Origin of the sequence: Mucilaginibacter sp. SMC90 (assembly GCF_022811725.1) — a bacterium.
Lineage (GTDB): Bacteria > Bacteroidota > Bacteroidia > Sphingobacteriales > Sphingobacteriaceae > Mucilaginibacter.
Map to the genome: position 1 here is coordinate 1,429,459 of NZ_CP094527.1, position 12,675 is coordinate 1,442,133.

Annotated in this window: 7 protein-coding genes; 6 read left to right on the forward strand and 1 reads right to left on the reverse strand. The window is 43.9% G+C overall.

Annotated elements, in window-relative coordinates; genetic code table 11:
• The first annotated feature begins 149 nt into the window (after positions 1-149).
• The 4 genes from MTO98_RS06235 to MTO98_RS06250 are packed head-to-tail and all read left to right on the forward strand — an operon-like array spanning position 150 to position 7,888.
• On the forward strand, positions 150-3,437 hold the full coding sequence (locus MTO98_RS06235; RefSeq protein ID WP_243485749.1) for a TonB-dependent receptor: 3,288 nt from the start codon (positions 150-152) through the stop codon (positions 3,435-3,437).
• Between the two features lie 21 nt (positions 3,438-3,458).
• Entirely contained in the window at positions 3,459-5,378 is a 1,920-nt protein-coding gene (locus MTO98_RS06240; protein ID WP_243485750.1) for a RagB/SusD family nutrient uptake outer membrane protein, read from the forward strand.
• Positions 5,379-5,429: 51 nt separating this feature from the next.
• Complete coding sequence (locus MTO98_RS06245) at positions 5,430-6,656, forward strand: DUF4959 domain-containing protein (protein ID WP_243485751.1); 1,227 nt, start codon at positions 5,430-5,432, stop codon at positions 6,654-6,656.
• Positions 6,657-6,676: 20 nt separating this feature from the next.
• Positions 6,677-7,888 (forward strand): DUF5000 domain-containing lipoprotein, encoded by a 1,212-nt coding sequence (locus tag MTO98_RS06250; protein ID WP_243485752.1) that lies wholly within the window; start codon positions 6,677-6,679, stop codon positions 7,886-7,888.
• Between the two features lie 597 nt (positions 7,889-8,485).
• Here MTO98_RS06250 and MTO98_RS06255 read toward each other — a convergent pair.
• Positions 8,486-9,382: an AraC family transcriptional regulator gene (locus MTO98_RS06255; RefSeq protein ID WP_243485753.1), complete on the reverse strand. Its 897-nt coding sequence runs from the start codon at positions 9,380-9,382 to the stop codon at positions 8,486-8,488.
• Between the two features lie 229 nt (positions 9,383-9,611).
• Between MTO98_RS06255 and MTO98_RS06260 the strand changes: the two genes are divergently transcribed.
• A complete protein-coding gene (locus tag MTO98_RS06260; protein ID WP_243485754.1) occupies positions 9,612-10,646 on the forward strand; it encodes an aldose epimerase family protein in 1,035 nt (344 codons plus the stop codon).
• Positions 10,643-12,604: a glycoside hydrolase family 97 protein gene (locus MTO98_RS06265; RefSeq protein WP_243485755.1), complete on the forward strand. Its 1,962-nt coding sequence runs from the start codon at positions 10,643-10,645 to the stop codon at positions 12,602-12,604. Before MTO98_RS06260 ends, MTO98_RS06265 begins: the two co-directional genes overlap by 4 nt.
• Positions 12,605-12,675 lie beyond the last annotated feature (71 nt).

The window sequence follows — 12,675 nt, forward strand, 5'->3', positions numbered from 1 at the left end:
ATTCAATTTTCCCTTTAGTGCTGGTTGCTAAACCATTTAATTGCTGGTTAAACTAACCGGCATGCAAATGCTATGACCCTAAGCGAACAGTAAAAGTGATTTTTAAAAAAATCCGGTTAACCCTAAATAATTTATATGAACCAAAATTTATGAAACCATTTTACAATTACGATCAATTTTTTGTGAAGACGGACAGGCGGCAAAGTCATCTTTTCATTGGTCGGTTACTAATGCTTTTAATACTATCTTGTTTTGTTGTTAATGTACATGCACAAAACAGGATCACAGTTGTAGGGCAGGTAACCGATACCCTTGGCGTAAAAATTCCCGGCGCCAACATCATTGCCGAAAATGTTAAGAATGTAGGTACAACGTCTGATATCAACGGCCGGTTTGTACTTGAAGTAGCCGCTGGTACCAGCCTTAAAATCTCATTTGTTGGCTTCATTGACCAGCACGTTGTAGTTACAGCCGATAATCAGCATGTTACCGTGAGGCTTAAAGAACAAAAGCTCCTTGCCGAAGAAGTTGTAGTAACAGCCTTTGGTAAAAAGGAACGCAAGGAAGCCCTTGTAGGTTCGGTTACAAGTATTAAGCCCGGCGAATTGAAGATACCGGCAAGTAACCTTACCAACGCGCTTGCAGGCCAGGCGGCAGGTATCATTGCCTATCAGCGCAGCGGCCAGCCGGGGCAGGATAACGCCTCGTTCTTTATCAGGGGGGTAACTACCTTTGGCTACAAACGCGATCCGCTGATTTTGATAGACAACGTTGAGCTTTCAACCAATGACCTTGCGCGTTTAAACGTTGACGACATTGCCAGCTTTTCGATATTGAAGGATGCGAGTGCCACAGCCTTATACGGTGCACGTGGTGCAAACGGTGTAATTTTGGTTGCCACTAAAGAGGGTAAACAAGGCCCGGCCAAAGTAAACTTTCGTTCGGAGTTTTCCTCATCGCAATCAACACAAACGCCGCAACTGGTTGATCCTATCCAGTACATGAACCTGTACAACGAGGCATCGTTAACACGTGATCCTTCACTGCCTCTTCCTTTTCCTCAAACTAAAATAAACAATACCATTAACACCATTAACCATGCGCCGGGCAGTAACCCATATGTTTACCCTGCTGTGGACTGGCTGAACTTGTTATTTAAAAAGCAAGCTACTACGCAGCGTAATAATTTAAGTGTTAGCGGCGGCGGGCCAACTACACGCTATTACATAGCCGGTTCATATAATGTTGATAATGGTGTTTTGCGCGAGGATATCCGCAATAACAACGATAATAACGTTAAGTTTAAAAACTACCAGTTGCGCTCAAACGTAAACGTTAACCTTACCAAAACAACCGAGATCATAGTAAGGTTATCCGGCACTTTCAGCGAGTATAACGGTCCCATCACTTCCGATGGCTCCTTCGCTTCTGACCTTTATAATGTGGCTATCCATACCAGTCCGGTTTTATTCCCGGCGTACTATGAGCCAGATGCAGCCAATGCAAATGCCCAGCACATCCTGTTCGGTAACGTAGGTTTGGCATCCGGTACTACCAGTAACAGCATCCAATACAATAACCCGTATGCGGCTTTGTTAAGGGGGCATAAAAATTCGTCGGAGTCAAGAATGTCGGCACAGTTTGAGTTAAACCAGGACCTGAAATTCATTACCGACGGATTAAAATTCAAGAGTATCTTCAACACCAACAGGTATTCATATTTTGATTCGCAGCTGGCTTATTCGCCTTTTTATTACAATGTTGGTAGCTATGATAAGGATAGCAATAAATATACCTTAACCTGGCTTAATCCACAGCCAACAGGTAATAACGTAGCAACCGAGTACCTGAATTACAGCCGTACCGAGCCTAATGCAAATACCTTTGTTTACCTGCAAACAGCATTGGAGTATAACAAGCCATTTGGAAAAGGGCACAACATTAGCTCAACCTTAATTGGTACGGCCCAGCAAACAATTTATTCAAGCGCTAAAGATCCTAAAACCAATACCACCACTTTGCCTTACTCATTGCCTTTCCGCAACTTAGGCTTGGCAGGCAGGTTAACTTACTCATACCTGAGCAGGTACTTTATCGAAACCAACTTTGGCTATAACGGTTCGGAACGTTTTTCTGCAAATCACCGTTATGGATTTTTCCCTACCATCGGCGGCTCATGGGTGGTATCAAACGAAAAATTCTGGAACCCTGATATCCTTGATCGTTTAAAGATCCGTGCCAGCTATGGTTTAGTGGGTAATGATGCTATTGGCAATCAAAGGTTCTTCTACCAATCGGATGTTACCCTTAATGCCGGGCCTAACTATGCCCAGTTTGGTATCAATAACCAGTACGAGCGTAAAGGTGTGTTCATTAATAACTACGCTAATCCTGATGTTACCTGGGAAACATCCAAACAAACCAATATTGCGGTTGAAGCTACCTTCCTGAAAAACTTCAATGTAGTGGCCGAGTTTTACCGCAACAACCGCTATAATATTTTGCAGGAACGTACCAACACCCCAAGCAGCGAAGGTTTGGAATCATCAACCAGCGCCAACCTGGGTAAAGTAGATTCAAAAGGTGTTGATCTGTCACTTGATTATAAACAAAGTTTCAGCAATGGTGCATGGGCATCTATCCGGGGTAACTTCACCTATTCAACCAACAGGTATAAATATATTGAAGAGCCCGATTATAAAGAGCCATGGAGGCATTTTATAGGACAGCCTATAAGCCGTGGATATGGTTACGTTGCCGAGCGCTTATTTGTTGACGACCAGGAAGCCCGTAACTCGCCAACGCAGATCTTCAGCGCTAACGGTACCAATGGTATTTTGCCGCAAGGTGGTGATATCAAGTACCGCGATTTGAACGGCGATGGTAAAATAGACTACCTTGACCAGGCATTTTTAGGCTACCCGCAAACGCCCGAAATTGTTTATGGTTTCGGATTCTCAGCAGGGTTTAAAGGGTTTGATCTTTCGGCCTTTTTCCAGGGCCAGGCAAGGGTATCGTTCTTTATCGACCCGAACAAGGTTAGCCCATTCATTCCAAGTAACGACCAATACATTTACGGAAATACCCAGGTATTGCAGGCTTTTGCCGATAGTCACTGGAGCGAAGAACACCAGGACTTATATGCCTTGTATCCGCGCCTTGGTACTACTTCAACCACAGTGCTTAACAACCTGCAGCCGAGCACCTGGTGGCTTCGCGATGGTAGCTTCATGAGGCTTAAATCGGTTGAATTAGGTTATACACTGCCAAAAAGCATATCGAAAGCAATGCACCTTACCAGCTGCCGCATTTACTTTAATGGCTTAAACCTGCTTACCTGGAGCCCCTTCAAAATGTGGGACCCTGAGCAAGGTGGTAACGGCTTTGCTTATCCGATACAAAAAGTGTTTAACCTGGGTCTAAACGTGAATTTATAACCGTAAACGGATTTTAGAGAGATGAAAAATATAAGATCATATTATAAAATTGTTATGCTGGCCGCCTTGGTTACCATGGGCCAGTCGTGCAAAAAATACCTGGATATCACTCCTGATAATGTGGCCACGATAGACTATACCTTCCGTAATCGTAACGAAGCGGAAGATTACCTGTTTACCTGCTACTCAACCATGCAGCATTTAAATGATGTGGTGAACAACCCGGGTTTTGTGTATTCGTCAGAGATCGTGTACCCCAATACACTGAACGATCATTACTTTAACGAGGCCGGTTTTAACCTGATCCGCGGCTTGCAAAGCAACTCGAACGTGAGCCTTAATTATTGGGATGGTGCCAATGGTGGCCTGGCAATTTTCCAGGCTTTAAGAAGATGTAATATCATGTTGGAAAACATTGATAAACCCATTGACCTGAGCGCATCTGAAAAGAAGAGATGGATTGCCGAAACCAAATTCCTGAAAGCATACTACCACTATTACCTCATCCGTATGTATGGCCCTATGCTGCTGATCAAGGAGAATTTTCCTATTAATGCATCGGCAGAAGAGGTGAAACGCAAACGGTCGTCGGTTGATGAAGGATTTGAATATGTGGTATCCCTGCTTGATGAAGCCATTCCTGATTTGCCCCCGGCTATTGATAACCAGGCTACCGAGTTTGGCAGGATCACCAAATTTATTGCCATGTCGGTTAAGGCCGAGATATTGACCACGGCTGCAAGTCCGCTGTTTAATGGTAACCCTGATTATGCAGGTTTTAAAGATCACGATGGCAAAAGTCTTTTCTCGTCAGCTTATGACGCAAGTAAATGGCAAAAAGCTGCTGATGCCTGCAAAGCTGCCATAACCGAATGTGAGGCTCAAGGGCTTAAACTATATACAACACCGCCAACCGTAGGTGTAGGCAATGTATCAGACAAGCTGAAGAAAGTTTTAACCCTGCAAAATGATATTACCGAAAAATGGGAACAAAACCCCGAGCTGATCTGGGCGCTGAACTATGGTTTTACTTACCAAAACTTCACCATCCCAAGGATGACCTCGGCAGCGGTAGGCCTGGCTTCAACCAATCCGGGTACTTTTGCAGTACCTATTCAAACTGCCGATCTGTTTTATACCGATAAAGGTGTGCCGATCAATGAAGACAAAACCTGGGATTATACCAACCGTAATTCAACCCAAATTGGTGATGATTCAAGCGCTCCGCTCATCATGAGCGGCTATGAAACAGCCAAAGCCCACTTTAACCGCGAGCTGAGGTTTTATGCCGATATCGGTTTTGATGGCGGCATTTGGTTTGGCAACGGCAAACGTGACGAAAGCACAGCTTACTATGTGCAGGCCCGGGGCCCGTATGCGTTGGCTGGCCCTAAAAGTATCAGCGCCACCAATATCACCGGTTACTGGCCTAAAAAGCTGGCCAATTACCTGTCTGTTTATGATAATATCTTCACTACCGAAAATTATCATTTACCGCTAATGCGCTTATCTGGTTTATATCTGCTTTATGCCGAGGCGCTGAACGAGGCCCAGGGCCCAACAGCCGAGGTTTACTCATACATTGACAGGGTACGTGCAAGGGCGGGTTTAGATGGTGTGCAGGCATCATGGAGCAATTACTCAAAAAATCCATCCAAACCAGGTTCAAAAGATGGTTTAAGGGCCATCATTCACCAGGAACGCCGGATCGAGCTTTGTTTTGAAGCACAAAGCGGCTGGGACCTTCGTCGCTGGAAAGAACTGCAGGATGTATTAAGTAAGCCTATCCAGGGATGGAATATTTATGAAGGTACAGCCGCTAATTATTACCGCCCGCAAACCATTATACAACCGGTGTTTGGCATTAAAGATTATTTATGGCCTATCGCCACAAGCGATTTGATAGTGAACAATAACCTTACGCAAAACCCTTACTGGTAGGATTATCCTGTTTTTTGAAAGATTAGATAATTTAATATATAGATATAAATTATGAAAAAGATTAATAATCGCAGATGGCTTACCGGTTTAATGCTTGCGCCGGTTTTGCTGATCATGCTTATCGTTTCCTGTAAAAAGGGCGAATCAAACATCGAGGTGGTATCTAATGATAAAACCAAACCCGATGTGGTGACCAATGTAAAGGTCGAGAATTTGAATGGAGCAGCAAGGCTTACCTATACGCTGCCTAATTCTAAAAATCTGCTGTACGTTTTGGCCAGTTATAACATTAATGATAAAACAACCAGGGAAACCAAGGCCAGTTACTACACAGATACTATTACTGTTGATGGTTTTGCAAGGGCAAAAGATTATGAAGTTACCCTGTACGCAGTAAGCCGCGCCAATATCAAATCGGATCCTGTTGTGGTAAAGGTTAGTCCTAAAACACCCAACTATTTGTTGATCAATGATAACCTGGATATTACCCCTGATTTTGGCGGAGCCAATTTCTTCGGCTTAAATCCAAATAAAGTACCTATTGCAGTGCATGTGCTATCGTTAAATGATAAAACCAATAAATATGACGAGCAGGACCCGCAATACATCAATACCGATTCAGTGAATTTTTCGGTGCGTGGGTATGACGCTACTCCTAAAAAGTTTGGTGTTTATACTACCGATAGGTTTGGCAATGTTTCGGATACGGTATATAAAACCCTTACGCCGCTGTTTGAAACCCTGCTGGACAAAAGTAAATTTTATACCTATCACCTGGATAGCGACAGTCCTATCGGCTACGGCTGGGAGTTCAAGTACCTGTTTGACGGTAACACTGGCGAACCAGGCTGGCATACCCTCAGTGCACCTACCAAACAAGGCACCTTTGCTTTGGGCGTAAATGCAAAGTTAAGCCGTTTTGTTTTGTGGGAAAGGTTGAGCGGTGTGTTCGGTTACCAAAATATCAGGCAGCTTACCTTATGGGGTACCAGTAGCGATTCGCCAAAAGATTCGGTGCTGCCTAAAAACTCGGCCCCCGGTACCGTATCGGGCGATTGGGTGAATTTGGGCAACTTTACTTATCCTAACCCGCCATCGGGCTTACCTCCAAACCAGGCAAACGCTTCTGATATAGCTTTTGTAGCCGCAGGTGTTAATTTCAAGATCAATATCAACGCACCTGCTACCAAATTTATCAGGCTGGAATGTACGCAAACCTGGGGTGGTTTGGATTATGTTAACGCGCTCGAGATTTCATTATATGGCAACCCATTGTAATACAATTAAAAATTAAAGACATGAAGATCAGATACAGTATAGCTGCTTTCTTTTTGGCGAGTATTGCAATATTTGCCTGTAAAAAGTATGATAGGGATTATAAGGCGTTTTTAGATAACCATGAAATAACTTATCCTGGTTTAGCCAGCAAAGTAAACTTTCATCCCGGTAATTTAAGGGCGGTGCTGGTTTGGCACCCAAGCCCCGATCCGAGTATTAAAAACTATAAGATCACCTGGAACAACGCCACTGATTCGTTGATTGTTGATGCCTCAAGTCACAGCCCGGCCGATTCTATTAGTGTATCCATCCCTAATTTAAAGGAGTATGTGTACAGCTTCAGATTGGTAGCGCGGGATGATGCAGGTAATTCATCGGTTGGGCAGGATATTAATAACGTGCGTGTTTATGGTGCGGCTTATCAGTCGGCATTGTTAAACCGTCCGTACAATACTGCCAATCCTTTCCAGGTAAATGATAATGGCTCGGTAAGGTTGTTTTTTAATAAGGCGGATACCGGAAACGTTTCAACCACTATTAAATACACTAACACCGCCGGTGCCGAGGCAACGAAAGAGCTTAGTGCAGACAGTGTCGGCATAACGCTTACCGATCTTAAACTGGGAACAAATATCCAGTACCGCTCATCGTACAAACCAACGGCCGATGCAGTTGATGTGTTCAATACCACATCGTTCGATGATTTTCCAAAGATCTACGGAATAGTGGAGTGCGACAAATCATTGTTTAAAGCCTATAATTTGCCTACCGATATTCCATCGGCCTACGGCTGGGAAACTTATTACCTGTGGGATAAGAGCACCAATGAACCGGGCTTTCATACACCGGGAACAAGCATGCCGCAATGGTTTACGTTTGATATGGGGCAGCAGGCCTCGCTTGCTAAAATGAAGATCTGGCAGCGTACTTCGGCACTGTATAATTATGGTAATCCGAAGCGGTTTGAGATTTATGGCAGCAACAGCCCTAATGCCGACGGTAGCTACGACAGCTGGACAAAACTGGCAAGTTTCACCTCGGCTAAGCCATCAGGTTTGCCGACAGGACAAACTAACCAGGCCGATGCCGACTTTGCCGCAGCAGGTGAGCCGTTCAACTTCCCTGCCGATCTGCCTGCATACCGTTACATCAGGTTCAAAGTACTGGAAACCTGGGGCGGAACAAATTACTTTCACCTCATAGAACTGACTATGTACAAAGTGGATAAGTAAAAACTTGGTTTGGTTTAATAATGACAAATTCCCGTTGTTTCAATTGAAGCAGCGGGATTTGTAATTTTAAGGGGAGAGCAAAGAATTATGATTTTCTGCCGCCGCTCGGCTCCAGCCCATAGCCGTTAACTTAAGTGAGTAATTTGGCGTAAGTGTTTTAAAATCCCCTCTCGAGAGGGGGCGCGATGGAACGAGAGGTAGCAGGGATGTGTTATACAAGCGATAAGCCGCACGTAGAATAACACACCCCTCCACCCCTCTCGAGAGGGGAATCGCACATTTCCGTGCTTTTCAGAGGTTTTTTCCTTAAGTTAACGGCTATGGGCTGGAGCCGAGCGGCGGCAGAAGACTTTGGAAAGTTTAACCGTCCTGTTGTAATCAACGCGGGTTTTGGCTAAAGCCGTTTCTTATCTGTTTATGACCGTCGGTTAAAACCGACGACAATGAAGTTTTTTAGCAATATCAGCTTGGAAGTCATTCTTAAATCCCTTTTTTTGAAAAATGGTCTACAAAATAGGTCTTCATTGCCGTCGGTTTTTAACCGACGGCAATGAAGACCAACCAACCCGTTTGGCTTTAGCCGAAATCTCCGCCCAATTACCGCTTATGTGTTTTCCTGTATTTCGATGGCGACATACCGATCAGCTTGGTAAACAACCTCGAAAAATAATAAGGATCATCAAAGCCCAGATCTGAGCAGATCTCCTTGATACTCCTGTCGGTAAAGTACAAATATTGGCAGGAAGCCTGGATCTTGAGCAGGTTAAAATAGTTGATGGGCGATGAGCCTGTTTTTTGTTTAAACAACCGCAAATAATGTGATGCCGAAATGCCCTGCTGCTTAGCCAGGTGCATGACCTCAAATTTTTTGCTGATGTGCTTTTTCATGTAAGCGATAGAATTGCTCACAAAATCGTTATCGTAATCAACGGGGTTTGTTTGTTTGTAATATACCAGCGACGAGATGAAACTAAGCAGGTTGATGTTTACGATCTCCATTTCTTTTTCGTGATAGCTATGTTCAAGTACTGCGTAAACCTGTTCATAAAGCTTGATCCGGCTGCTATCATACGGAACGGATTGTACTGCAGGCTGTCCGTTTTCGAGTGAGCGCTCGTAGATCAATTGCGAATTCAAGCCACTGAAATGAACCCAGTAAATACTCCATGGATTAGTTTCGGAGCTTTTGTAACGATGGGCTATGTTGCGCGGAATGATGAAAAAAGTATTGGGTTTAAGTATGTGGTCCTGGCCGCCTAAATAAACATAGCCTTCTCCATCTATGCAGTAAAGTAAAATATATTCGCTGCTGCCTGTGCGGCGTTCACGGTCATGGTAAGCCGCCTTAGGGTAATAGCCTATTGCGGTGAGGTAAAAGCCTTTGATCAAAGCATTGTTGGTGATCGATTTTTTAATGTTTGGCGGCAATACGATCATTTTTTGACCTATAAAGCCTTCTTTGATCCGCTTTTTGGGCTCGGCTATCGCATTCATAACATTACAGCATAATTGGTGCTTAAAGGTATTTATTTTTTTGATCAAAGCAAGTTTTCAATTGCTGTAGCTTAATGGTAGTATTATCCATCACTTTTTAAGAAATATCCATTTTTTTAACCGCCGTTTCATAGTAGGTTTACCAAAACCAATTAGGGATTAAAACAGGGAGCCGCCTGTTTAACGATAGATAAATACATGAGGTACCAATTTAAATATCAATACGCGCATGGCTGTTAAAACTTCATCCAGTTTATGGGGGCAGCTTAACGGTGCCGATGTGTTCCTTTTCAGGATCGAAAACGAAAACGGGGCCTATGTTGAGCTTACCAATTACGGTGCAGCTATTGTATCGGTTGTAGTACCCGACAGGAAGCAGCAGCTCGAAAACGTGGTTGTAGGCTTCCCCGATCTGCAAGGATATTTGAATGATACCTGTTATATAGGCTCAACTATTGGCCGGTACGCCAACCGCATTAGCAATGCCCGGTTTAAGCTGGATGGTAAAATATATTATTTGGATACCAATGACGGCAAAAACTCTAACCATGCAGGTAAGAGCGGTTTTAACTACAGGGTGTTCGCTGCCGAAACTATTGAGAACGGTGTGGTCATGACATTGACCAGTCCTGATGGCGACGGTGGTTATCCCGGTAAACTGGAGCTTATGGTTATTTATACCTGGAGTGATGATAATGAGTTGCTGATCAATTATAAAGCAACTGTTGATAAAACTACCATAGCCAATTTTACCAACCACGCTTATTTCAACCTATCGGCATTTAGTAGCAAGATCTATAACCATAAGCTTACCGTATCATCAGAATATATTGTGGATTCGTACGAAGATTACACGCCGAGTGGGGCTATCATACCTGCCAGGCAAAAGGCGTATAGCAATAACAAGCTAAGCGATAAATTTAAAATAGATGAAAGCCGTGTTGAAGGGCTCAATCTGTTTTATATCATCGATGCAGAAACGGAAGAGAACAAACTGGCCTATGCCGCCCTTTTAGCCGACGAAGAATCGGGTCGTACGCTTAAAGTCTATACAGATTACCCGGGCGTTTTCCTGTACACTGGCGACTATTTAAGCAGTACCTCGCCAACTCATACCGGTAAACCGGCAAAATCATTTGATGCCCTTTGTCTTGAATGCCAGCATTATCCGGATAGTATTAATCATCCCAATTTTCCGCAAGTCATATTACAGGCAGGCGATGTTTACGATCAAAGCATTTTATACAAGTTTGGCACTATATGAAAAAAAACACCCTGATATTTTTTATTCTATCTGCTTTTGCCTTTAATGTTTCGGCGCAAACCTACACGGTTAAATCGCCGGATAATAACCTGAAACTGGAACTCAAGGCGAATGACAGTGTTAGTTATTCATTGACTTATAAAAACAACCAGCTGATCTTGCCATCGGCTATAGGTCTTAAACTGGATAAAACTATCCTTGGTACAAATGCCAAAGTAATAAGCGCCAAACCATCAACGGTAAATAAAACTATCCGCCCGCTGTACGGCAAAGCCGCTGTACTTACCGATAATTATAACGAATTAGCTATCAGCTTTGCAGGGAACTATAAGCTGCTTATTCGCGCTTACAACGAAGGCGTAGCTTACCGTTTTGTTACCGATCTGAAAGATTCGGTTAAAGTAATGAGCGAACAGGCCGGCTTTAACCTGAAAGGTGCACCCGGTACAACCATTGCCGAAACCGACAATTACACTGCCTGGGAGCTGACTTATAATCAATACAAATCCATCAGCGAGGTAAAGGAAGATAAACATGCCATCACCCCTGCGTTGTACAGTTACAACAATGGCGTAAAACTGATTATTGCCGAGGCCGACTTGTTTGATTACCCCGGAATGTACGTTAAAAAGAAAAACGGCAATATCACAGGCGAATGGGCGGGCTACCCGGCTACAAGCAAAATGGGCAGCTGGGGCGATTTTGTATCGGTAGTAACCTCGCGCGAAAATTATATCGCCAAAGAACCCGGTAAAAAAGAATACCCATGGCGTGTGCTCATCGCTACCGATGATGACAAAACTTTACTGAACAATCAGCTCATTTACAAGCTCTCGAAGCCATCGGTATTGGAAAATACCGCATGGATAAAGCCCGGTAAAGCGGCCTGGGAGTGGTGGCATGATGCTATCCTGCCCGGCGCGCCAATTCCATCGGGCATGGAAAACCGTAGCACGCAGCTGTATAATTTTTATACCGATTTCGCAGCTAAAAATCATTTGGAATACATGATGATAGATGCCGGTTGGAGCGATAACTACGATGTTAAAAAACGTCTTCAAAAAACCGATATCCGGGCGGTAATTCAGCATGCTAATGAAAAACATGTAGGCATTTTTGTGTGGTGTGTAGCTTCGCCGCTGTTGAAAGACCTGGATGCCAATTTGGATTACCTGAAAGAGATTGGCGCGGTTGGTATCAAGGTCGATTTTTTTGACCGCGATGATCAGCAGGCTATCAAATGGCTGCAGGTAATTGCCGAAGGTACTGCCAAAAGACATTTAATGGTTGATTTTCATGGTTGCTCAAAGCCAACCGGTTTGCAGCGCACTTATCCCAATATTATAAACTATGAGGCTGTGCGCGGACAGGAATGTTCAAAGTGGGATTTTACCACCAATCCAGTGCACCATACTACCTTTCCTTTTATCAGGATGCTGGGTGGTCCGCTGGATTATACGCCGGGATCTATGCGCAATAAATCAAAAGATACTTTTAAGCCAATAGCCGAAGGACTGCCATCAACACAGGGTACCCGCTGTCATGAGCTGGCCATGTTTGTGGTGTTTGATCAGCCGTTGGCTGTATTCTGTGATTCGCCGACCGAGTATGAAAAGTACCCGGATATCGAAGCCTATTTATCGGCCGTGCCAACCGTTTTCGATGAAACTAAACCGCTGGATGCCAAAGTAGGCGAATACATCGCGATAGCAAAAAAGAAAGGCAGCGACTGGTACGTTGGTGCCATGACCAACTGGGATGCAAGGGACGTCAATGTTGATTTCTCTTTCCTGCCTGCAGGCGTTAGTTATACAGCAGACCTATACAGTGATGCTGCCGACGCAGATAAGAATGCAGAAAAATATGAGCATAAAACTATCACCGTAAACCGATCAACCAAATTAAACCTGAAACTGGCACCGGGTGGCGGCGCGGTTGTACACTTGCACGGGAAATAGAGATGAATGGATAACGTAGTTTTATATGAATAATAGATTGTTAGAAGTTATTTAAAAGCGATTGAAAAAAT